Raw genomic sequence first — 22,855 nt, 5'->3', positions numbered from 1 at the left:
CCAGGGCTGTCCGCCCCGCGAGCACCCCGGAACCCGACACCGTGCGAACGGTGCCGCGAACCGAGGCGGCCCGCTCGCTACTCCGCCGGGGTCAGATGATCGGCGTAATCGGCCAGTTCCGGGATGGTTCGAAGCGCCTGGAACTCGATCACCTCCTGACTGGCCACCTTGTGCACGACGAACGGGTCGGTCGCCAGGATGGCGTCCAGCTGCCCACGCGACATGGACCGCGCGATGATGACTCCGCCGGTTCGGGGGTGCCGCCTTCCCGAAGCCACGAAGTCTCCGGAGTCTTGATGATGGGACAGCCATTCGGAATGATCCGGCAACAGCGCGTCCACATCCGCCAACGGGGCCGTGTAATGCACCAGAACTACGTACATTCTTTCACGATAGCGCCGATCGACAATCGAGGCGAGCAACGTCGTACAACGCCACACTATTCGACCAACCGGAAGAACATTTCAGACAAATCCGAAATTTAGTCGCGAATCCGCTTCGGGCTATTTTGGATCATGTTTTCCGCTTTCGGCAACCATGATCCTCCGCAGCGAGTCGAGCAACAGCCGGTCGGCCTCCAGCCATTCCAATCCCACCAACTGGGAGAGTTCGATCCAGCGCAGCGCCCGGTGTTCCACCGGAACGGGCGGGCGCGCACCCGCCGCCAGCCGTGCCCGCCAAACCCGCAGCGACATGCCGGACCCCGCTGACAGCGGAATGTCGGTTCCCACTCTCCCCAGCGGAACCACCTCGGTGGCGAGCTCCTCGCGGCACTCCCGCACCACCGCCTCCGGCTCGCCCTCACCCGGTTCGACCCTGCCGCCGGGTAGTTCCCAGCTGCCCGCGTGGTGAGCGGGATAACGCCGCTGCTGCGCGAGCAACATCCCGTCCTCGACGAGCGCGGTACCCACCACGACCGGCCGGGGCGCCCACTCCGAGACGAGCTCCCGCACCGCTGCGAGACAGGCGCTCACTCGCCCGCACAACCACTCGGGGAGGCCATCCCCCGCCAGGTGAACCTCGCAACGGGACCGGTTACCCGTCGTACGCTCCTCCGGCCTGAACTCCAGCAGCGCCGAACCATCGACCGCGGGCGAGTCGAGGCGCAACCGCAGCCCCGTCTCGTCGGCACGCAGCACGGTTCCCACCCCGACACTTTCACCGCCCGCGTCATCGGGGTCCGCCGCGTCACCCGCACCGACGGCGACTGGAAACCGATCGCCGGCCAGCAACAGCTCCCCCACCGCTTCGGGCGCTCGTTCCGCTGTCGCGCCGAGAAATCCGGTCACGGTACGGGTGTGCCGCAGCGCCGCGGCGACCACGTGGACGGGAGCGTCGACGGCGAAAGCGGATTCCAGCACGACAGGAATCGTGCCCGCCCCGGTGCGGGGCGATTTCCCCGGGGCGAGAACACGCCGGAACACCGACGGTTCGGGCAGTCCGCCACTCCCCGCTCCGGTCACAACCCCCGAGTCCGGTCACCGCCCCGGTCGGGAAGGCGAACCTCGAACCGCGCGCCCCCTTCCGGAGAAGTCCCCACCTGTGTCGATCCGCCGCGTCGTCGGACCACTTCGGCGACCAGCGCCAGTCCCAGCCCCGAGCCACCACCGTCGCGTGCGCGATCGGGTTCGGCACGGTAGAACCGCTCGAACACGTGGGGGCGATGCTCCGGTGCTATGCCCGGCCCGTCGTCGTCCACGAGCAGCCGCGCGCCCCGCGAGGTCGGCAGCACGGAGACACGCACGATGGCCCGTGCGTAGCGCAGCGCGTTCGCGATGAGGTTGTCCAGCACGGTGGCGACCTCGGCGGGCGTGGACCACACGGTGACGGCGGACAGTGGTGTGGCCAGTCGCACCCTGGTTCCGGTGCCCGCCGTGTTCGACCGGTCCACCACCAGGCGTGCGGCCGCCACGAGTTCCACCGGTTCCCCTTCAGGAGGTGTCGCGGTGTCCGAGCGCGCCAGCGCCAGCAGCCCCTCCACCAGCTCGGACAGGCGTCGGGCCTCCTGCTCGATCTGCCGCAGCGTCTCCTGGGCCAGTTCCGGATCGGGGTGAACCACCGCGACCTCCGCCTGTGCCCGGATCGAGCCCACCGGATTGCGCAGTTCGTGCGCCGCGTCCCCGGTGAACCTGCTCAGTCGCTCGGTGTCCGCGTCACGCCGGGCGAGCATGTCGTTGGTCGCCCGCGCGAGCGAGCGCAGCTCGTCGTCGGCCTCCGGCAGCGGCAGTCGCTCCCCCACCGGCAGTCGCGCCGCGGCCAACCGCATCCGGCGCACCGGGCGAAGCGCCCCGCGTACGGCCGACCAGGTCGCCGTGCCCACCATCAGCGCGACCACCAGTGATCCGAGCCCGAGCACCCGGTTCGCGGTGGTGCGAACGTCGCGATAGGCCGAGAGGTCCGTCCGGGCCAGCACCAGCAGGGGTTTGCCGCTCGGCGCGGCCACCACACGACCCACCCAGCGCACTCCCGCACCGGAACCACCACTTCCACCGGCTCTGGTGACGCCCTTGCCCGCTTTCAGACTGTTGATCTCCCACGGCCGCAGCGCGGTGGCCCCCCGTCCGTCCACCGGGTTGCCCGCGGTGTCCAGCACCCGGATGCCGTCTCCGGCGACCCGCCCGGGAGCGGAACCCCCGGTCAGGTTCGCCGCGGCGGCACGCGACTCGGTGCGAAGCCTCGTGTCCACCGACTCCAGCGAGAGCAGCCCGATGAACGCACCGCTGATGGACACGATCACGGCCAGCCCGAGCAGCGAGGCGAACACGGCGGCGACGCTGGTGCGGAACTGCACGGTCCGCCGCCTCCACCAGGCACGGGGACCGCGACCGGCCACGAACCGGAAACGGCGTCTCATGAGGTGGCACGCCCTTCGTGCCGGGCTGGAACAGCGGGGCCGAACCGACGCCGTGCTTCACGCATCGTTCATCCGGTACCCGTGGCCGCGCACCGTCTCCACCAGTTCTCCCGCACCGACCGCGTCGAGCTTGCGCCGCAGATAACCGACGTAGACCTCCACCACGTTGCGGGTGACCTCCTGGTCGTTGCCCCACACCGCCTGCAGCAGGTCCTCCTTGGTCAGCACCGTGCCCGGGCGACTCGCCAACGCCACCAGCAGTTTGTACTCCCTGGGGGACAACGCGATGGGATCACCGGCCCAGCTGACCTTGCGTCCGGAGCGGTCGATCTCGAGTTCACCGACCCGGAGGCTTTCCTGCCTGGCGGGGATGTCACCCCTGCGAACGAGCGCCCGCACCTGCGCGGCCAGCACCACGAACGAGAACGGCTTGACCACGTAGCCGTCGGCTCCCAGATCCAGCCCGTCGGCCTGGTCGAACTCACCGTCCTTGGCCGATACCAGCAGCACCGGTGTGTGTATCCCGCGATGCCGTAACCGCTCCAGCACCCGGTAACCGGACAGGCCGGGAAGCAGCACGTCCAGCAGAATGACGTCGAACGATCCCGTCGCGCCCAGCCGGAGCGCTTCGTGCCCCTCCGCGCAAACGGTGACCTCCATACCTTCGGCGGACAAGCCGCGACGCAGGGCGGTCCGGACACCCGCTTCGTCGTCGACCACCAGTACTCGGACGGGAGTGTTCTCATGGTTCACGACTCTCAGCATGCCCGCGACACCGTCGACAACGCATCGCACGCCCGGTTTCCATCGCGGTGGACGGCACGGTCCACCATTGACGGGTCGTCGGCGTCCGCCCCGCCCACCGGGGCGCGGATGCCCGCACACGAGCCCGAACGAAAGCCCCGGCCGTATTCTCAGGATCATCTCAGCGGGACGGGTGCAAGGTGGGTGTCGACCGCAAGGAATTCGAAGGGACTCGGATGAGACGCAGGAACATCGCGCTTACCGCCTCGGCCGGAGTCGCCGCCGGAGCGCTCGGACTCACCTCCATGACGCTTCCCGCCGGCGCGCAGAGCCCCCAGCTTCCCCAGGTGTCCGCCGACGAGCTGGTCGCTTCGGTGATGGAATCGGATCCACCGGCGCTCGCGGGCAGGATCACCGTGCACAACGAGCTCGGGTTACCCGCTCTCCCCGGAGCGGGCGAGGCGGGCGAGCTGCTCTCGGGTGGCGACAAGTCGATGCGGGTCTGGTACGACGGTCAGCAGCGGCAACGGATCTCGATGTCCAACGGCAGCGACGAGACCACCGTGGTCGACGACGGCAACACGGTGTGGAAGTGGGACTCCGCCGAGCGCACCGTGGTCAAGTACTCCCACGGGGATTCCTCCCGGGGGGAGTCCGGGACGGAACGTCCGGACGCGGGCACTCCGGCGGACCCCTCGGAGCTCACCCAGCCCTCGGAGATCGCCCAGCGGCTCGTCGGCAAACTGCGGGAGACCAGCACCGTGCAGGTGGACGGCACCGCGAGCGTCGCGGGACGGAACGCCTACGAGCTGGTGCTGACACCGAAACCGAACGAGCGCACCAAGCTGCGGGAGGTCCGGATCGCCGTGGGAGCCGAGAATCGGATCCCGCTGCGGGTGGAGGTCAACACCAACGGTTCGAGCGATCCAGCGCTGCGGGCCGGGTTCTCCGAACTGAGCACGGGCGAGCAGGACGCGGAGCTGTTCCAGTTCACCCCGCCGGAGAACGCGAAGGTGCGCACGCCCGAAAAGCCCGAGGAGCGGAGTTCCGTTCCCTCCCGGGAGGAGGACCCCGACTCCGGCGACGGCAACCGCCTCAGGACCGAGGGAACCGGCTGGGACACGGTGGTGCTGAGCCGCCTGCCGGAGAACGCGATGCGTTCGTCCGCCGGTGACGGTGAACAGTCCGGAGCCGGTGCGGCCGAATCCGGGGAAACCGGTGTTCGCGCCATGGCCGAACGCATGGGATCGCCGGTCAGCGGATCGTGGGGTCACGGCTGGGTGATCAACACCTCGGTCGGCTCGGCGATACTGACCTCCGACGGCCGGGTAGTCGCCGGTGCGGTTCCGCAACAGGTACTGATCGAGGCACTGCGGGACGCCTGATGACAGGACCCGCTGACACCGCCGAGGCGGGGGCCACGAGCGCCCCCGCCTCCGGGCGGGACGAACCGGAACCCGCACTGCGCACCAGCTCGCTACGCAAGACCTACGGCGGGACAGTGGCGGTCGCCGATGTGGACCTGTGGGTACCTCGCGGTGCGGTGGTCGGCATGCTCGGTCCGAACGGATCGGGCAAGACCACCACGATCCGGATGCTGCTGGGGCTGACCGAGCCGTCCTCCGGATCGGTCGAACTGCTCGGGCACCGCATGCCGGACCAGAGCGGTCGTGCACTGCCTTCGGTGGGAGCCCTGGTGGAAGGACCGGGGTTTCACCCCTTCATGTCGGGTAGGCGGAACCTGCTCCGCTGTGCCGCAATGGAGCCCGCGCTGTACGGCTCGGACATCGCCACGGCGGTGCGGCAGGCACTGGAGCGAGTGGGGCTCGTCGAGGCCGCGGAGCGCAAGTACCGCTCCTACTCGCTGGGCATGAAGCAGCGGCTCGGGCTGGCCGCGGCGTTGCTCGTGCCGCGCGACCTCGTGGTGCTCGACGAACCCACGAACGGTCTGGATCCGGCCGGCACCAGGGAAATACGTCGAATCATCGCGGAGCTGCACGCGAACGGGACAACGGTGGTGGTCTCCTCACACCTGCTGTCCGAGGTGGAGGCGACCTGCACCCATGCGGCCGTGCTGCAGGCGGGCTCGCTGATCGCCCAGGGCGAGTTGGCGACCCTGCTGGAGTCCGGCGGACCCAATCTGCTGCTCCGGGTCTCCGACAACGACTCGGGGCTGGAAGCGCTGCGGCAGAGCGGCATACCGGCTCGCGTGGAGCGGGGAGAGCTACGAGTGGAGTTGTCCGAAACGGACGCACCCGAAGTGATCGCGGCACTGGTGCACGCCGGGATCGGGGTACACGAGGCACGCCGGGACCGTGCCGGCCTGGAGGAGATCTTCGCCCGACTCACCGAGGGGGAGTCATGACGGGAACGGCCTCACGAGTCGAGCTGCCGTCCGGCGTCCGGCAGCGTGCTTCGGCGCCGTTCGGGCGAGTGGTCGGCTCCGAACTGAGTTGGATACTGCACCGGCCGCGCAATCTGCTCGCGCTGCTCGGGCTGGCGGTGATTCCCGTCCTGATCGGAACGGTGCTCGCCATAACCGGAGGGCCTTCCGGCGGCACGGGACTGTTCTCGGCGGTGGCGGGCAACGGACTGGTCCTGCCGGTACTGGCCCTGATGCTGACGCAGAACCTGCTGCTGCCGCTGATCACCGCGATGGTGGCCGCCGACGGGCTGGCGGGCGAGGCGGCCAACGGCACGCTGCGCGGACTGCTGCTGGCACCGGTCGGCAGGGTGCGGCTGGTGGTGGTCAAGGCGCTGGGCGTGCTGCTGATGGTGGTGCTCGCCGTCGGTGTCGTCGCGTTGAGCGGAGTGCTGACCGGACTGCTGATCGTCGGAAGCGACGGTCTCGTCACTCTGTCCGGCACCACTCTCCCGCTGGGGGAAGCACTGGGCAGGGTCGCACTGGCGACGGGCTGGTGCGCGGTGCAGATGGCCGCGGTCGGCGCGGTCGCGCTGGCGATATCCGCGACGACGGAGCACTCGCTGCTGGTACTCATCGCCACGGTGGGGGGGTTGATCGTGTTCGGGGTGCTGGAGGCCATTCCTTCCCTGGAGTGGCTCAAGCCGATCTTCATAACCGCCGACTGGTACTCCATCAGCGATGTACTGAGCGATCCGATCCGCTGGAACAATCTGGTGGACGGACTGTGGCGCGCCGGTTGCTACATGCTGGTGGGCTTTTCGGCGGCCGTGACACGGATGGCCACCAAGGACACCTGATCGCTCGAACCGGACGAGCTGCGAATCCCACCACGACCGTCCATCGGTCGTTGCGGTGTTCCGGATGACCTCGCCGAAAGCCACCGAGGACGCACGACCGCCCCGGTCGAAGGTTACGAACGGGGCGGTCTCGGGATGACCCGTCTCGCCTCCCGGAGTCAGCTCGCGAAGCAGTAGGCGCTACCGCCGAAGTTCCAGCAGTCCACCCCTCGCGTCGCGGAATCCGAGTGGCCATTGCCGTCGGTCACGGTCAACTCGACGGTGTAGCTGTCGGTCGCGGCCGGATAGGCGTGGTCCGTCGTCACTCCACTGCCGCTGTCCCCGTCACCGAAGTTCCAGCCGTACTCGACGATGTCACCGTCCGGATCGGTGCTCTCGCCCGCGTCGAACGAGCATTCACCGTAGTCGCAGTTGACGATGAACGAGGCCGAGGGCGGCTCACCGGCACCGGGCGGTGTCCCGACATCGACCGTCTTCGTCACCTCGTCGGTGTTGCCCGCGTCATCGGTGACCGTGAGTGTCACCCGATACTCACCGGCCTCGGCGTAACTGTGCGAGGGGCGCACGCCGGTTCCGGTGGCACCGTCACCGAAGGTCCACTCGTAGGAGCGCACCGAACCGTCCGGGTCCCTCGTCGCCGAGGCGTCGAAGGAGCAGACGGCTTCGGAGTCGGAGCATTCAGCCGAGAACCGGGCCGTGGGAGCGCCGTTCCCACCGCCGCAGTACTTCTCCTCCTCGCCGATGGCGCTGTAAGGGCAGTCGGAGTAGTCGAGCAGCGACAACACGGCTTCACGATTGCGTTCGGTCTCGCGATCGATCACCTCGTCCGGTGGGTAGAAGCCGGGACTGCTGGATTCCGGATACATCTCGAAGGTGAACGAGAAGATACCCTGCTCGGCCCACATCCAATCGTTGACCGAACCGTCGGTGATGTAGAGATCACTGGACTGCTGCGGCGTGTAGTCGTTCGTCGCCGCCATCTCCTCACCTATCGTCACGAACGTCTCGTGCGCGTCCCGCGACATGTCCGAACCGGTGTCGTCATAGGTGTAGCCCATCGGCCACAGCACCAGCTCGCTGTAGGTGTGGAAGTCGATGTGGGCCTCGATTTGTTGCTCACCGTCGACCACACGACCGCGCACGAAGTCTGCCACCGCGCTGACTTCGGGAGCGGATTCGGGGCTCGGGCCCCGGTATGTGTTGCTGCTCGGGTTCCCCGAGGAACCTCCGCAGCAGCCCCACTGGTAGGCCCAGTTCCGGTTCAGATCGGTACCGACGGCCCCCTCGTTCGGCTGACGGTTCTTGCGCCAGGAACGGTACCGACTGCCGTCGATGTCGTATTCGACACCGTCCGGATTGACCATGGGCAGAATCCAGACCTCCCTGGAATCCACCAGCTCGGTGACGCGGCTGTCCGAACCGTAGGACTCGGTGAGCATATCGGCGATGTAGAGCGCCATCTCGGGAGTGAGATGCTCGCGAGCGTGCTGGTTCGCGGTGAAGAGCACTTCGGGTTCGTTCTCGTCGGCCTCGGCGTTGTCGCTGATCTTGATTCCCGGAATGTCCCGGCCCTCGTAGGTCTGCCCCACCGTGAAGCGGTCGGACAGATCCGGGTGTTCGGAGGCGATCCGGTCCAGTTCGGCCACGATCTCGCCGTAGTCGTGATATCCGGAGTCCTCCGGGGGGAAGTCCTGGGTTCGAGCGAGTCGCTCGGTTTCGAATCCGAGTCGCCGTACCGAGCTCAGCTCCCTCGGTAAAGCGGTGATGGTGACCGTGTGCTCGTCGACGCCCTCGATGGAGGAGCCCGTACGGGCGATACTGGTGCGTTCTTCCTTGGTGTCCACCCCGAGCACGCGGTAGATGTCCGACGTCGGCGCGTTTCCGGAGGGGGAACCGGCACCGGACTCCGTCGCCACGGCCGTGCCGCTCGGGTTCGGAACATCAGCGGCTCGCTGTTCCGCTTGCGCGGCGGCGGGGGTCAGCAGGGCGAGGCCGATACCGGCGGCCACTATTCTTTTGATCATCGAGTTCTCCCGTATACGGTTGAACAGGTGGTCGGGTGGTACCGCGCGGCGGCACCACCCGACCCGTCCCCGGATGCGACCGGCACCGGGGTGTCATCGGTGAGCGGCGTCAGCCCGCGAAGCAGTAGGCGCTGCCGCTGAAGTTCCAGCAGTCCACCTCTCGCGTGGCCGAATCGGAGTTGTCCTTGCTGTCGGTCACGGTCAGCTCGACGGTGTAGGAGCCGTTGGCGGCGGGGAAAGCGTGGTCGACCGTCGCGCCGGTGGCGGTTTCGCCGTCACCGAAGTTCCAGGCGTATCCGGTGATGTCGCCGTCGGCATCGGTGCTTTCACTCGCGTCGAAAGCGCACTCGCTCCATCCACAGTTCACGGTGAAGGACGCGCTGGGGGCACGGCCCTCGCCGGGATCGGGGTCCGGCTCGCCTCCGCCGTCGCTCAGATAGGAGACTTTGAGCAGTCTGTTCGGCGAACCCTGCCCGATGCCGGTGAGTCGGCCGGCGGACGCGTTGTTCACCAGCGCTTCGCTGACCTGCCGAGGTGTCGCGTTCGGATTCTCCCCGAGATGCAGGGCGGCGGCACCCGCGACGTGCGGCGAGGCCATCGACGTGCCGTTCTTGGACTCCGTGGCGGAGTCACCCGAATTCGACGCGGAGGTGATGTCGGTTCCGGGGGCGAAGATGTCCAGGCAGCTACCGTAATTGGATTCGGCACCCGGGATCGCGGGCCACGTGGAGCGCTCGTCGCTGCCGTTGGAGGCTCCGACGGTGATCGCGTTCGGGGTCCGGGCAGGTGTCACGTCGCAAGCGTCCTTTCCGGAGTTGCCTGCCGCCACGGCAACCGTCACTCCCGATTCCACAGCGCCCGCGACCGCGTCGTCCACCGACTCGTTCGGGCTGCCGCCGATGCTCATGTTGGCCACGGCGGGCCCGTCCGCGTTCTCGGCGACCCAGTCGATACCGGAGATGACCTGCGACCAGGCTCCCCGGCCGTCACAACCGAGAACCCGAACCCCGACCAGCGTCGTCTCCTTCGCCATTCCGTAGGTCTCGCCGCCGATAGTGCCCGCCACGTGGGTTCCGTGTCCGTTGCAGTCCCCTGCGTCGGGGTCGTCGTCGACGAAGTCGTACCCGCTTCGGGCACGGTCCTCGAACTCGTCGTGGCTGGTTCGCACCCCGGTATCGATGATGTAGCTGGTGACACCGCTGCCCGCGCTCGTCGGGTAGGAGTAGGTGTCGTCGAGCGGCAGTTCCGACTGGTCGCTACGGTCGAGTCCCCACGTGGGATTGTTCTGGTTGTCCATCGTGTGGACGGCGGAGTCCTGCTCGACGTAGGCGACTCCGGGCTCACCGGCGAGATCACGCGCCTGCTGCTCGCTCATCCGCGCCGAGAAACCGTTCAGTGCCGTGTCGTACGTCGCCAGCAACTGCCCGCGGTGTTCGTCGGAAAGCGAGCGTGCCCTGGCGCCGACCGACCGCGTCCCGGCTCCGTCCTCGAATACGACGATGTAGTTCTCCGAGATGGCAGCGGGGTCGTCGAGACCTCGGATCTGGCCGTCCGCCGCGGACTGTTGAGCGACAGCGGTGCCACCCGCCGCGAATGCGGCCACGGCAGTGGCTCCTGACAACGCGCACGCCCCCGCGGTGCGTCTCAGGGACCGACGGTGTTCCTTCATCGGGTGCTCCAATAGCCATCGATCTGGTGTGCGATACGGCGCGGCAACCGATTAACGCTTACTCAGTGCCACGCGATAGATCACTCTTGGAGGTGAAACCGCTAGGAACAATCCGGGGACTACTACGTACCGATACGTATTTAAGGCGAGAATTCCGGGGCGGATATCAATCTAAAGTGGGTTACCTTCACACGAAGGTGTGGCTATGGTTGGTGACACACTTCATGCACCGTTCGGCGTAGTCACCGGAGGCTGTATGGCGAACGCGGTACGTTCTTCCGCTGGGCACACTTCTCACCACACGACGGTGCGCACGACCTCACCGGTACTGGTCGGCCGAACGGCGGAACTGAACACGCTGCTCGATTACGCGACCGACTCACCCTCGGCGATTTTCGTGGAAGGTGAAGCGGGTGTCGGAAAGACCCGCATCGTGCACGAACTGATCGAGCACTCCCGACTGGCGGGAAAACGATTCCTGACCGCGCACTGCCAACCCATGCGCGAACCGTTCCCCTACGGTGTCCTACTGGACGCACTGCGCGCGGCGGGCAACCGAATCACCCCCGTCACCGAGCTGAGTCCGGTGACGGGGGTACTGCGGAGCTACCTTCCGGAACTGGCCGGGATACTGCCACCGGCCCCGGAACAACTCCACGACACACGTGCCGAACGGCACCGCCTCTTCCGTGCGGTTCGCGAGTTGCTCGACGCGTTCGGTCACACCGTGCTGATCGTCGAGGACCTGCACTGGGCCGACGAGGATTCGCGCGATCTGCTCCGCTTCCTGCTGGCCGAACTGCCGAGTCACTTCACGCTGCTGGTCACCTATCGACGCGAGGAAGTAGCGGGCGGCATGCCGCTCGGTCCCGCTTGCCGTTCATCCGCTTCGGACAAAACCGCCACGGTCGTCGTCGGACCGCTCGACGTGTCCGGCGTGCAGCGGCTGACCGCCGCCATCCTCGGTGACTGCTTCGTCTCACCCGACTTCGCCGCACGGCTCCACGAACGAACCGCGGGCATCCCGTTCGTGCTGGAGGAAACACTTCGGGCACTGCGTGATCCGGCGGGAGCGGTGCGAACGGACGGTGTTCGGGCACGCCGCCTGCTGGAGGAGGCCGAGGTGCCAGCGCTGCTCCGCGAAGCCGCGCTGGAGCGGCTGTCCCGACTCTCGGACTCCGCCAGACGTACCACCCAGACAGCCGCCGTACTGGGAATCCCGGCCTCGACGCGGCTGCTCGGCGATATGACGGCGTTTTCCGCTGAGCACGTACGTGCCGCCCTGACCGAAGCGATCGAAGCCGGAATCCTGTTCGAATGCGGTCGAGCGCGCTACGGGTTCCGACACGCGTTGGCACGCCAGGCCGTGTACTGGACGCTACCCGGCCCCGATCGGGAGCGGCTGCACGCGCGCGCGGCGACCGAGCTCGCTCGTGCCGTCCCACAACCGCTGGTGCGGCTCGCCGAGCACAGTCGATACGCGGGCGCACACGAGGATTGGCTGTACTACGCCGAAGCCGCCTCCGACCAGGCGGGTGAAGTCGGTGACGCGGCCACGGCGACGAGCTCGCTACAGGCGCTGCTCGACGAAGCAGACCTCGCCCCGTCGGACGTGGGCAGGCTCGCGGGCAAACTGAGCCGGGTGGCCTACACCGGCCTCAATCAGCACGAGGTCACGGCGGCGTTGGAGCGGCTGCTCTCCGACTCTCGCCTGCCCGCCTCGGTACGCGGTGAGGTACGGCTGGCACTGGGGTTGCTGCTCAGCAGACAGTCCGGTGGACTCGAATCCGGCCGCACCGCGATCACCAACGCTATCGACGAGCTGACCGGGCGCCCCCAACTGTGGGTGAAGGCGATGTCGGTGCTCGCGCAGCCCTACATCGGTGCCGTCGCACTCGGCGAACATCGGGCTTGGATGGGTGAAGTCGACAGGGCCGTCGAGGACGAGCCCGATGCGTCGTTTCGACTGAGCATGCTCGCCAACAACGCGCCGGCCCAACTCATGATCGGAGAGCCCTCGGCGTGGCGGGCGATCGAACGGCTGCCCACGAGCACGGACACCTCACACGAACAACGCGATCTCGCGAGGGCGCACTGCAACATCGCGGATTCCTGTTCCTGGGTCGGCCACTTCGAAACGGCGCGAGGTTATCTGAACAGCGGGATCCGCCTGGCCAACGACTGCGGAGCACCGTTCATAGTCAGTACGGCACGCGCGACACGAGCACATCTGGACTGGGTGACCGGCCATTGGCACGGCCTGGCCGAACGCGCGGCGACGTTGCACGAGGAGTACCGCGACCTGCTGCCCGTGGCCAGCGAACTCTCCCTGATCATGGGATGCCTGGCCGTGGCGACCGGACAGTGGCAGCGTGCCGAACGACATCTGCGTGACACCGGTATGGACGAGCCGAACAACGCCTACGCCCCCGTGGTCGTCAACGCCTATGCGGCCACGTTACGTATGCTGTCGGCGCAGCGGGAGCACGACAGGGCCGCGGAGATCGCGGATATCGGTATCCGACTGGTGCGCCGCAAAGAGGCGTGGGTTTGGGCCGCCGAACTGGTTCCCGGAGCCGTCGCGGCTCAACTGCGGGTCGGACGCGTGGCGGCGGCCGAGCGGGTGGCCGAAACGTTCGACACGGCGGTGGCCGGCCTCGACGCTCCGGCCGCGAGGGCCGCGCGTCCGATGTGCCGTGGTCTGCTGGCGGCGCGGTGCGGGGACGAACGAGCAGGCCGGTTGTTGGAAGAGGCACGTGATCGTGCTGTCAACCTACCCGCGCCGTACTTCGCCGCGCTCGCGGCGGAGCGATTGTGCCGATGGCGCGTCGAGCGTGCCCGAACTGACCGGGACAGGACCGCGGAATCGGCGGACGGCTGTGCGGATCCCGCGGCGTTCGGAGCGTTGGCCGAGGAGTTCGACGCGCTCGGGGCCACCCATGACGCCGCCCGCTGCCGGTACGCGTTGCGGGAGCACGGTGTCACGCAGTCCTCGCGGCGCGGCAGACGTGGATACGGCGAGCAGCTGTCGCCTCGGGAAGAAGAGGTGTGTCGATTCGTCCGGGACGGAAACACCAATCGCGAGATCGCGCGGGTCATGTTCCTTTCGACGCGCACGGTCGAGCAGCACGTCGCCAACGTGCTGCGCAAGCTCAAGCTCGGTTCCCGCGAGCAACTTCGACACCGCTCGCCGGACCACCGCCGAGTCTGACTCCTCCGCCCCGCCGTTCTTCCCGGCGGACCGGATCGCCGGTGTCGGGCGATCGGTTTCCGCGGCGGTACGGAACGAGCACCGGTCTTTCCCATCAAACGCGCCGACGAGGGGCGGCTGTCGTGGCGATCGAGGTGGCAGCCAGCAGGACTTCGGGGAACGGCCGCCGACGGGCACTGTTCGATTGGTTCGATCGGCTGATGAACATCACCCGATAGAACATGAGCATCGCTCGGATGGCCGTAGCAACGCACTACTCCGAATTGCCAACCTGCTCCTCGGCATCCCGCAGTCGACAGAGTAGGCGTACCGATGGTCGCTTTCACCTACCCGGAGTTCTACCTGCCCCACCCCGCCCGGCTGAATCCGCACCTGGAACGTTCCCGAAGGCACAGCGCCGAGTGGGCGGAGCGGATGGGCATGTTGGAAGCTCCCAAACCGGGAGGTGGTGTGATCTGGGACCGGCAGGCGCTGGAGAAGATGGACTACGCGCTGATGTGCGCCTACACCCACCCCGACTGTGACGGACCGATGCTGGATCTGATCACCGACTGGTACGTGTGGGTGTTCTTCTTCGACGACGACTTCCTCGAGCAGTTCAAGTACTCCCGGGACCTGCGCGGCGCACAGCGGTACCTGGACCGGCTGGACCTGTTCATGCCCGAGGACGACCAGCAGGCACCGGAACCCGCCAACGCCGCTGAGGCGGGCCTGCACGATCTCTGGCAGCGCACCGCACCGTCGATGTCGGGCGGTTGGCGCAGGCGATTCACCCGCAGCACCCACAATCTGATGGTCGAGTCGATGTGGGAACTGGACAACATAACCCGGGGCAGGATCGCGAATCCGATCGAGTACATGCAGATGCGGCGCAGGGTGGGTGGCGCGCCGTGGTCGGCCAACCTGGTGGAGTGCGCCGTCAAGGCGGAGCTACCGGACCACATCACCGCTCTTCGCCCGATCGAGGTGCTGTCCGACAGCTTCTCGGACGCGGTGCACCTGCGCAACGACCTGTTCTCCTACCAGCGGGAGGTCGCCGAGGAAGGCGAGAACTCCAACGCGGTGCTGGTGTTCGAACGATTCCTGGACTGCTCCACCCAGCAGGCGGCCGAGCTGGTCAACGACCTGCTGACCTCCCGGCTGCAGCGGTTCGAGAACTCTGCGCTGCACGACGTTCCCGCGCTGTTCGCCGACAACGGTCTCCCCGTCGAGGAGCAGGCCCGAGTGGCGGCCTACGTCAAAGGACTGCAGGACTGGCAGTCCGGCGGCCACGAATGGCACGCCACGTCCAGTCGCTACACCAACGAACAGCTCGAAACCCGGGACAGCCCGGTGCTGGGGGTACTGGGAGGCCCGAACGGGCTGGGAACCTCGGCGAGCAGGCTGCACACTTCCACCGCGACGATCGGGATGGCGCACCGCTCGCGGCAGCACTCCCACCAACCGTTCGAGCGAGTGGGACCGCTTCCCCTCCCCGAGCTGGACATGCCCTACGCCTTCCGCACCAGTCGACACATCGACACGGCACGCGTCTACGCGGTCGACTGGGCGCGCCGTATGGGAATGTTCGACTCGGTGCCCGGCGTGGAACTCGGCGGCGTCTGGGACGAAGAACGTTTCGTGAATCTGGATCTGCCGCACTGCGCCTCGATGATCCACGCCGACGCGGAGCTGGACCAGCTCGAGCTGTCCTCGGACTGGTTGGCCTGGGGAACCTACGGTGACGACTACTACCCGCTGGTGTTCGGGACCACCCGCAACGTGGCGGCCGCCAAGCACCAGGACGCACGGCTCCCTGCCTTCATGCCGTTGGACATGAGCGGCACACCGGAACCGAACAATCCGGTCGAACGCGGCCTGGCCGACCTGTGGCAACGCACCGCCACACCGCTGTCCCCCGCCGCCCGTGGCGAGTTCCGCGAGGCCGTGTTGAACATGACGTCCAGTTGGGTCTGGGAACTGGACAACCAGACCGCCAACCGGATACCGGACCCGGTGGACTACATCGAGATGCGTCGTAGGACGTTCGGTTCGGACATGACCATGAGTCTGTCCCGTCTCTCGGCGGAGAACTCGGTCCCGCCGGAGATCTACCGCACCCGCACGCTGCGGGAACTGGACACCGCCGCACAGGACTTCGCCTGTTTCGTCAACGATCTGTTCTCCTACCAGAAGGAGATCGAGTTCGAGGGCGAACTGCACAACATGGTGCTGGTGGTGCGTAACTTCCTGGGAGTCGACCAGCAACGTGCACGCGATGTCGTGGGAGAGCTGGCCAACTCCCGGATGGCCCAGTTCCAGCACATCATCGCCAACGAGCTGCCCGGGCTGTACGAACAGTTCGATCTGGACGAGGACGTGCGGCGCCAGCTGGAGCGTCACGTGGCGGAGCTGCAGGACTGGATGTCGGGCATCCTGGAGTGGCACCGCCGTTGTGTGCGCTACACCGAGGCCGAACTGCGACGTGTCGCGAACCCCTTCGGTTTCGGCTTCGGACCCACCGGCCTGGGAACCGCCGCCGCCCGGATCGCCTGACAGGCCGGGAGGACTGTTCGTCCCGGTCCCCGAAGCGCCGGGACGGCAGATCCTCGCACAGGAACGGACTACCGTGCGGGTTTGGCGGCGGCCAGCGAGTACATCAGCGGCGAGCGTGCCGATCGCCCGGGGTAGCGGAAGTGCGAACCGTCGTGGACCAGCGTCGCGTAGCGCTGGAACGGAATCGTGTCGTGCTCGTGCAGGAACTCGATCCGCAACCCGGCACCCGCGAGGGCACTGACGACGTCACCGAGGGTGTGGTGCCACTCGGTCACGGTGTTGTGCGCGGTCTCGGCTTCCCAGTCGGCATAAGAGCCCGGTGAGTCGTAGGTACGGGGATGACGCGTGAAGTAGTCGCGGTTGACGGTAAGGCCCTGTTCGTCGTCGAGAATCTCGGTCAACGGATGGAACTCGGCCAGATGGAGTCGACCGCCGGGACGCAGCAACCCTGCCACGATGCGCGCCCACCGAGCGATGTCGGGCAACCACATCAGGGCACCACTGCCGGTGTAGACGATGTCGAACTCCCCAGCCCCGAGCTCGTCCACCGCTTGGTAGAGATCGGCGGCTACGAAACGCGCCCGGTGGGAGAGTCCTACCTGGGTGGCGAGGTCGGTCGCGGTGCTGATCGCCGAGGCGGAGAAATCCAGACCGGTGACGCGAGCCCCGTGACGCGCCCATCCCAGTGTGTCCAATCCGATGTGACACTGCAGATGGGCCAGCTCCAGACCGGCGACGTCACCTACTTCCTCGAGTTGAAACCGGTCGAGGACCTCATCTCCCGCGCGAAAGCCGTCAAGGTCGTAGAACGTGCTCGCGGTGTGAAGCGGAACCCGCTCTTCCCAGTGGCGTCTGTTCTCGTCGATCAGATCGGCAGTGTTACGGGCCTCGCGCATAGCGGGATCATACGTGCGAATCGCGCCTTCCGGGCAAGCCGTTTTCGACGACGTTTCGTCCGCACTCAACGGATCTTCCCCTCATGCCGGAACTCTTCGGTGATCAGGGCCGTCCCGTTCGGTTCGAGGGTCAGCGTCACCTCCTCGTCGAGGTGGGGGACGTCGTCGAGCGAGGTGACGGCTTCCAGCGGTTCGAGCCGCGGCGCGTCCGGCACGGTCACCGTCAAGCGCACGTGGTCGTGCCGATGGACCCGCTCCCGCACCACAGCACGGGACTGCCCGGCCGGGGCTTCCTCTCCGGCGGGAGCGGCCCGCAGTCCCGCAGAACGAAGTCCGATTCGGACTGTCCCCACGGGGCAGTCCGAGGGACGGGGCAGCGTACCGATCTCACAGCGGATCGTCTCCTCATCGGCGAGACCGGACAGAATGGTGCCGCAGCCCAGGAAGCGTGCCACCCCCTCGGTGGCGGGCCGGTGCCAGAGGCGCCACGGGGTGTCGAGCTGTTCGATCCGCCCCGCCACGAGTACCGCTATCCGGTCGGCGAGCGTGAATGCCTCGTCGTGGTCGTGGGTCACCAGCACCCCGGTCATCCGATTCCGGTCGAGCACACGTGCCAGATCCACGGCCAGCCGTTCCCGCAGCATCCGGTCCAGCCCGGAGAGCGGTTCGTCGAGCAGCAGCAACCGGGGTTCGGCGGCCAGCGCCCGAGCCAGCGCGACCCGTTGCGCCTGCCCACCGGACAACTCGGTGACTCGTCGATCCTGGTAACCGGCCAGCCCGACCAGTTCGAGAAGCCGCGCCACCGTCTCGCGGCGCTCGCGCCTGCCGACCGATCGCATCCGCAGCGCGAAGTCCACATTGCCCGCCACGTCGCGGTGTCCGAAGAGCTGGCCGTCCTGGAAGACCATGCCGAAACCGCGGCGATGCACCGGCACCCCGGACAGCTCGACACCGTCGAAGGCGATCCGTCCTTCCGAAGGACGCTCCAGTCCGGCCACGCTCCGCAGCAGGGTGGTCTTGCCACAGCCGGAGGGCCCCAGCACGGCCAGCACCTCGCCGCGTGGCACGTGAAGGTGCACACCGGACAGTGCCGTGGTGCCGCCGTAGCGCACCGTCAGTCCTTCCAGTCGCAGGCCGTCGTCCGGTTCACGGCGGTTTTCCGGCACCGCCGCTGTTTTCCGGGACCCGAGTGCGGAACGCATCAGAACTCCCCCGACGAATCGGAACGCAGGGTTTCGATGACCAGCACCGCCCCGGCGGTGACCAGCATCAGCAATGCACAGGCCGCGTAGGCCATCTGGGTGTTCAGCTCGCCGGGCCGGCTGAGCAGCGTGCTGATCGCCACCGGAAGTGTCGGCGCCTCCGGGCGGGCCAGGAAACCGGTGGCGCCGAACTCGCCCAGTGCGACGACGAAACCGAAGCCCGCTGCGGTGACCACCGCCCGTCCCGCCAGTGGCAGGTCCACCTCGCGACGGATCCGCCACGGTCCGGCCCCCAGCGTCGCGGCGGCAGCACGCACCCGTCGGTCCACCGAGCGCAGGACCGGCAGTATCGTCCTGATCACCAGCGGCGTGATCACCAGGGCCTGGGCGAACGGCACCAGCAGCGGCGAGGTCCGCAGATCGCCGGGCAGCACGTGTAGCGTGACGAGGTAGCCGAACCCGACCGTGACGGCGGAGACTCCCAGCGGGAGCATCAGGGCGGCGTCCATGAGCTCCGCCGCCCACCGGCTGCGCAGACTCGTCAGCACCAGGCAGGCGAGCACACCGAGCAGCAACGACATCCACGTCGCGTCGGTGGCGGTGCGCAGCGAGTTCCACGCGGCCTGCCACCCCGACACGTCCAGTACTCCCCCGGTGCCGGACAACGCCCGATAGCCGGCCAGACTCCAACCACCGCGCGCGTTCACCGAACGCACGAGCAGGGCGACGATCGGAGCGGCCAGAGCTCCGAGCACGACGACCCCGCAGCCCACCGGTACCCACTCGACGCCGCTCGGGCGTCGTACGGCGGCTCGCGACCGGCGCAGTGCGAGCACGTTCTCCCTGCGGCCTCGGGCGACCGCGGCGACGGCCAGCGCGGCCAGCACCGCCGCGAACTGCAGCAGCGACAGCGCGGCCGCGCCGGACAGGTCGAGCAGCCGCACGGTGCGCAGGTAGATCTCCGTTTCCAGCGTCCGGTACCGCCCGCCACCCAGTACCAGCACCACGCCGAAGCTGGTGGAGCAGAACAGGAAGACCACCGCCGCGGCCGACCACAGCGCGGGGCGCAACGCGGGTAGCGTCACGGTGCGGAAAGCGCGGAAGGGCCCCGCCCCGAGGCTGCGGGCCGCGTCGGTCGCTCTCGGGTCGAGCTGGGTCCACAGTCCGCTGACGGTCCGGGCGACCACGGCGACGTTGAAGAACGCGTTGGCGAGCACGATCGCCCAAGCGTTCGGCTCGGCGGTGCCGAGCAGAGCGCGGAAGGCCATTCCCACCACCAGGGTGGGGAGTACGAACGGGACGGTGATCAGGGCGCGCAGCAGGGCCTTTCCCGGCACGGGCACCCGCGCGAGCAGGTAGGCCAGCGGCATCCCGGCCACGATCGCCAGGACGGTGGAGGCCGCCGCCTGGCCGAGCGTGAAGGCGACGATCCGCCAGGTTTCCGGAGCGGTCAGTACCGCACCGAGGCCCGAGCCCAGTCCGAGGCGCAGGATCGCCACCACCGGCCACGCGAAGAAGACGCCGAGAAACCCCAGCACCAGCGCGGCGCCCACGGTGATGAACGCGGCGTGCCCGCGCGGACCGGAAACCGCGGTGCCGTCGGGCCCGGCCTTGTTCGCCGTCGCCCCGTTCACCGAGGCATCGTCGCCCGTCACCGGTTCGTCAGGGACCGCCACTGGCGTATCCACTCGGCGCGGTCGCGCTCCACCCGCTGCGGCCTCATCTCGGTGGGGCCGGACGGTCGCGGGGCGACTCCCTGCCAGCTCTCCGGCAGTTCAACTCCCATGAGCACCGGATAGACGTACATCTGCTCGGGCATCCGGCGCTGGAACTTCCACGAGAGCAGGAAGTCCATCAGCTCCCGCGCTCCCTTGGGGTTCGTGGCCCCGTCGATGACACCGGCGTACTCGATCTGGCGGTAGCACGTGTCCAGCAGTGCCTTGGTGCGCGGTTTTCCGTTCCGGCCGACTTCGGCGGCGGGTGAGGATGCGTAGGACAGCACGATCGGACGGGACCCACCGCCGGACGAGCCGGAGAAGTCCTGCTTGTAGGCCTGCTGCCAGCCCGAGGAGATGCGAACGTCGTTGTCCAGCAGTTCTCGCCAGTAGTTCTGCCACCCCTGCTCACCGAACGTGGACACGGTGTTGAGCAGGAAAGCCAGACCGGGCGAGGAGGTAGCCGGATCGGGAACCGCGAACAAGCCCGCGTAGCGCGGCTCGGCCAGATCCGCGAGCTCGGCGGGCGGTTCGAGGTCGTGCTGTTCGAACCAGCGCAGATCGATGTTGACGCAGACGTCGCCCGCGTCGACTGGTGTCGGGCTGTCGTTGGCGCCGTAGCCGTACTTGATCGGGATGCGGCCCGCCCCCTCGGGGCGGTAGGAGGCGAACACCCCGTTGTCGACGGCGCGCGAGAGGTACGTGGAGTCGACGCCGAAGGCGACGTCGCCGATCGGGGCGTCCTTGGTGAGCACCAGCTCGTTGGTGAGTTCGCCCGCGTCTCCCTTGCGCAGGACTCGGAGCCGGTAGCCGGACTCCCGCTGGAACCTCTTCCGTAATTCGTCGCCGATCACGAACGAGTCGTGCGTGACCAGCGTCACGGTGGGGGCCTGCGAGTCACGGCCGGTGCCCATGAGTGAGCATCCGGCCACCAGTAATGTGACTGCCACTGCCAGCGTTGCACGTGTTCGACGTGCGGTACTGCGTCTCAACGATCCTCCCGTGGTCACACCACGAGTGCGACACCGAGCTGATCGCACGCCTCCCTGCGCCGGCATTACCCGGTTCAGGTAGGACGGTCGAGGACCCCGTGTCCTCCTCTCAGCCCAGCGCACTGGACTCCCGTGGCGAACCGGAAGTCTACTGCATCGCACGATCCCGGCCGGGACCCGAGAGCGATTCACTCCGGTTGGGCTCCGTTGACCCGCTCTTACCGGCGACGCACCTCGCGGAAGCTCCCGATGAGAATCGCACCGCTACTCGTCCGTGGCCAACTCGGCCGCCTCGTGGGCGCATCCCCAGGAGACGGCCACCCCGTCGCCGCCGTGGCCGTAGTTGTGCACGATGCGGGCGCCTTCGTAGTGCTCCACCTTGAGCCGTACGCTCTCGCTCCTGGGGCGCAGGCCGACGATCTCCTCCCGGACGGGTGTGTCGCGCAGCTCGGGTCGGATCTCGGCACAGCGACGCAGGATTCCCGCCGTGACCTCCCTGTCCGGAACGCGGTCCCAGGCGTACGGCACCGCGACACCGCCGAGCACCAGCCGATCGCCGTGCGGCATGTAACTGGCCCACCGGCCGCTCTCGGAGAGCTCGACGAAGTACTCCGCGATCCCCGGGTTCTCCACGACCACGTGTTGCCCGAGCACGGGCAGCACACCGGCGTCACCGACCAGCTCACGTGCTCCCACCCCGGTGCAGTTGACCACGATCCGGCTCTCCCCGGCGGCGTCCGAGAGGCTCGGCACCTGGCTGCGGAGCAGCTCACCACCCGCCTCGCGGAACCGACGTGTGAGGTAGTCCAGATAGCGGGGCATGTCGATCAGCGGGAGCGTGGCCCGCGCGCCTGCCGTGAACCCGTGCGGCAGTTCGCCCGGCTCGCAGGCACGCAGATCCGTCATCAGCCGGGTCTCCTCGGGCCGTGTCGCGGCGATCGGCTCCCGACTGGCCACCGTGCCGAGGGCCAGGTGAACTCCCGTGCCCGGCTCGTTCGCCAGTTCCAGGAACCGACCGTGGGAGCGTCGCGCCCAGGCGACGGTGCGCTCACGGGGACCCGACGAGATGGGTCCCCAAATCGCCCCGGCCACCGCCGAGGTGGTCTCGCCGGGATACTCCGTGGTTCTGATACGCACGTGACAGCCGCGTTCGGCGAGCAACACGGCCGTGGTGAGCCCGGAAACGCCGGCACCGATGACCAGAACCCTCGGCGATCGACCATTCATTGACTGACGATAGCACCGGGCGAGTCGGCGGGACACCTTCCGCGCGGGCACGGATACCGACGCTCGCCCGCCGGACGCGCGACGCGAACGAATTGACTTCCTCCGCGCCCTGGGGGGCGGGGATTCCCATCGGGCTCGCGCCCGATAGTTCCTGCTTCACAGCCGACTGCCGAAGGGAGGAGACCCTTGCGGACTCACACCGGCTCCACAGGCTTCGCCGGACTATGGCCCGGCTACCGCTCGACCAGCGGCAAGGATGTTCTTCGCGGCGTTGTGGTCCCGGTCGTGCCGGGTGCCGCAGTCGGGGCACGTCCATGCCCGCGTGGAGAGTGTCAAGCTCGGCAGCAGGTGTCCGCACGCGGAGCACGTCTTCGACGACGGGTACCACCGGTCCACGACGGCCAGGGTCTTGCCCGCGCGGGTGGTCTTGTATTCCAGCTGGCGCCGGAACTCGCCCAGCGCGGCGTCCATGACGGCCCGGTTCAGTCCGGCCTTGGCTTTGACGTTGCGGCCGGGCTTGTCGGTGGTGCCCTTCGCGCTGCTGGTCATGCCGGACACGTTGAG

The 22,855-nt window shown here is 67.9% G+C and carries 16 protein-coding genes, 1 pseudogene and 1 riboswitch; of the genes and pseudogenes, 5 read left to right on the top strand and 12 right to left on the bottom strand.

The window, feature by feature from the left end; all coding sequences use genetic code 11:
- Positions 1-77: 77 nt before the first annotated feature.
- The 4 genes from BM394_RS13545 to BM394_RS13530 form a co-directional block, all read right to left on the bottom strand.
- Positions 78-383, bottom strand: a complete 306-nt coding sequence (locus tag BM394_RS13545; RefSeq protein WP_092922188.1) for a YciI family protein — start codon at positions 381-383, stop codon at positions 78-80.
- 120 nt (positions 384-503) lie between these two features.
- Complete coding sequence (locus tag BM394_RS23035) at positions 504-1,361, bottom strand: (deoxy)nucleoside triphosphate pyrophosphohydrolase (protein WP_217643502.1); 858 nt, start codon at positions 1,359-1,361, stop codon at positions 504-506.
- A gap of 98 nt (positions 1,362-1,459) precedes the next feature.
- The gene (locus BM394_RS13535) at positions 1,460-2,791 is read right to left on the bottom strand and encodes a sensor histidine kinase (RefSeq protein WP_245780182.1); all 1,332 of its coding nucleotides are present in this window, start codon (positions 2,789-2,791) and stop codon (positions 1,460-1,462) included.
- A gap of 120 nt (positions 2,792-2,911) precedes the next feature.
- Positions 2,912-3,619: a response regulator gene (locus BM394_RS13530; protein WP_092978892.1), complete on the bottom strand. Its 708-nt coding sequence runs from the start codon at positions 3,617-3,619 to the stop codon at positions 2,912-2,914.
- A gap of 215 nt (positions 3,620-3,834) precedes the next feature.
- Between BM394_RS13530 and BM394_RS13525 the strand changes: the two genes are divergently transcribed.
- The 3 genes from BM394_RS13525 to BM394_RS13515 are packed head-to-tail and all read left to right on the top strand — an operon-like array spanning position 3,835 to position 6,820.
- Positions 3,835-4,983, top strand: coding sequence for a LolA family protein (locus tag BM394_RS13525; RefSeq protein WP_092978890.1), 1,149 nt, complete (start codon positions 3,835-3,837; stop codon positions 4,981-4,983).
- Positions 4,983-5,963 carry an ABC transporter ATP-binding protein gene (locus BM394_RS13520; RefSeq protein ID WP_092978418.1) on the top strand — a complete coding sequence of 327 codons (981 nt, stop codon included), beginning with the start codon at positions 4,983-4,985 and terminating at the stop codon, positions 5,961-5,963. The genes BM394_RS13525 and BM394_RS13520 overlap by 1 nt, the downstream gene beginning before the upstream one ends.
- Positions 5,960-6,820, top strand: a complete 861-nt coding sequence (locus BM394_RS13515) for an ABC transporter permease subunit (RefSeq protein ID WP_092978416.1) — start codon at positions 5,960-5,962, stop codon at positions 6,818-6,820. Before BM394_RS13520 ends, BM394_RS13515 begins: the two co-directional genes overlap by 4 nt.
- Before the next feature lie 158 nt (positions 6,821-6,978).
- Here BM394_RS13515 and BM394_RS13510 read toward each other — a convergent pair whose 3' ends face one another.
- Positions 6,979-8,844: a M14 family zinc carboxypeptidase gene (locus BM394_RS13510; protein ID WP_092978414.1), complete on the bottom strand. Its 1,866-nt coding sequence runs from the start codon at positions 8,842-8,844 to the stop codon at positions 6,979-6,981.
- Positions 8,845-8,953: 109 nt separating this feature from the next.
- The gene (locus BM394_RS13505) at positions 8,954-10,447 is read right to left on the bottom strand and encodes a S8 family serine peptidase (RefSeq protein WP_245780180.1); all 1,494 of its coding nucleotides are present in this window, start codon (positions 10,445-10,447) and stop codon (positions 8,954-8,956) included.
- A gap of 373 nt (positions 10,448-10,820) precedes the next feature.
- Here BM394_RS13505 and BM394_RS13500 point away from each other — a divergent pair, with 373 nt between their 5' ends.
- Both BM394_RS13500 and BM394_RS13495 read left to right on the top strand, forming a co-directional pair.
- On the top strand, positions 10,821-13,724 hold the full coding sequence (locus BM394_RS13500) for a helix-turn-helix transcriptional regulator (protein WP_245780179.1): 2,904 nt from the start codon (positions 10,821-10,823) through the stop codon (positions 13,722-13,724).
- A 312-nt stretch (positions 13,725-14,036) separates the two neighbouring features.
- Positions 14,037-16,259, top strand: a complete 2,223-nt coding sequence (locus BM394_RS13495) for a terpene synthase family protein (protein ID WP_092978410.1) — start codon at positions 14,037-14,039, stop codon at positions 16,257-16,259.
- Between the two features lie 68 nt (positions 16,260-16,327).
- Here the strand turns inward: BM394_RS13495 and BM394_RS13490 are convergent, their stop codons facing one another.
- The 6 genes and pseudogenes from BM394_RS13490 to BM394_RS13465 form a co-directional block, all read right to left on the bottom strand.
- Positions 16,328-17,155 carry a class I SAM-dependent methyltransferase gene (locus BM394_RS13490; protein WP_092978408.1) on the bottom strand — a complete coding sequence of 276 codons (828 nt, stop codon included), beginning with the start codon at positions 17,153-17,155 and terminating at the stop codon, positions 16,328-16,330.
- A 65-nt stretch (positions 17,156-17,220) separates the two neighbouring features.
- On the bottom strand, positions 17,221-18,357 hold the full coding sequence (locus BM394_RS13485; protein WP_092978406.1) for an ABC transporter ATP-binding protein: 1,137 nt from the start codon (positions 18,355-18,357) through the stop codon (positions 17,221-17,223).
- Positions 18,357-19,916: an ABC transporter permease gene (locus BM394_RS13480; protein WP_092978882.1), complete on the bottom strand. Its 1,560-nt coding sequence runs from the start codon at positions 19,914-19,916 to the stop codon at positions 18,357-18,359. Before BM394_RS13480 ends, BM394_RS13485 begins: the two co-directional genes overlap by 1 nt.
- Before the next feature lie 92 nt (positions 19,917-20,008).
- Positions 20,009-21,064, bottom strand: coding sequence for a thiamine ABC transporter substrate-binding protein (locus BM394_RS13475; RefSeq protein ID WP_217643501.1), 1,056 nt, complete (start codon positions 21,062-21,064; stop codon positions 20,009-20,011).
- A 34-nt stretch (positions 21,065-21,098) separates the two neighbouring features.
- Positions 21,099-21,208, bottom strand: a riboswitch (TPP riboswitch).
- A 120-nt stretch (positions 21,209-21,328) separates the two neighbouring features.
- The gene (locus BM394_RS13470; RefSeq protein ID WP_092978400.1) at positions 21,329-22,291 is read right to left on the bottom strand and encodes an FAD-dependent oxidoreductase; all 963 of its coding nucleotides are present in this window, start codon (positions 22,289-22,291) and stop codon (positions 21,329-21,331) included.
- 148 nt (positions 22,292-22,439) lie between these two features.
- A pseudogene (locus BM394_RS13465) lies at positions 22,440-22,855 on the bottom strand (RNA-guided endonuclease InsQ/TnpB family protein); the annotation flags it as partial.

It is taken from the genome of Actinopolyspora lacussalsi subsp. righensis (genome assembly GCF_900116555.1).
Classification (GTDB): Bacteria; Actinomycetota; Actinomycetes; order Mycobacteriales; family Pseudonocardiaceae; genus Actinopolyspora; species Actinopolyspora lacussalsi.
Note: the sequence above shows the minus strand (reverse complement) of the source record. Positions and strands in the feature narration are given on the sequence as shown.

Coding starts and splice junctions, on each gene's coding strand:
- BM394_RS13485 (WP_092978406.1), bottom strand. CDS start 18,357: ATGCGTTCCGCACTCGGGTCCCGGAAAACAGCGGCGGTGCCGGAAAAC.
- BM394_RS13520 (WP_092978418.1), top strand. CDS start 4,983: ATGACAGGACCCGCTGACACCGCCGAGGCGGGGGCCACGAGCGCCCCC.
- BM394_RS13515 (WP_092978416.1), top strand. CDS start 5,960: ATGACGGGAACGGCCTCACGAGTCGAGCTGCCGTCCGGCGTCCGGCAG.
- BM394_RS13495 (WP_092978410.1), top strand. CDS start 14,037: ATGGTCGCTTTCACCTACCCGGAGTTCTACCTGCCCCACCCCGCCCGG.
- BM394_RS13510 (WP_092978414.1), bottom strand. CDS start 8,844: ATGATCAAAAGAATAGTGGCCGCCGGTATCGGCCTCGCCCTGCTGACC.
- BM394_RS13545 (WP_092922188.1), bottom strand. CDS start 383: ATGTACGTAGTTCTGGTGCATTACACGGCCCCGTTGGCGGATGTGGAC.
- BM394_RS13525 (WP_092978890.1), top strand. CDS start 3,835: ATGAGACGCAGGAACATCGCGCTTACCGCCTCGGCCGGAGTCGCCGCC.
- BM394_RS13530 (WP_092978892.1), bottom strand. CDS start 3,619: ATGCTGAGAGTCGTGAACCATGAGAACACTCCCGTCCGAGTACTGGTG.
- BM394_RS13490 (WP_092978408.1), bottom strand. CDS start 17,155: ATGCGCGAGGCCCGTAACACTGCCGATCTGATCGACGAGAACAGACGC.
- BM394_RS13470 (WP_092978400.1), bottom strand. CDS start 22,291: ATGAATGGTCGATCGCCGAGGGTTCTGGTCATCGGTGCCGGCGTTTCC.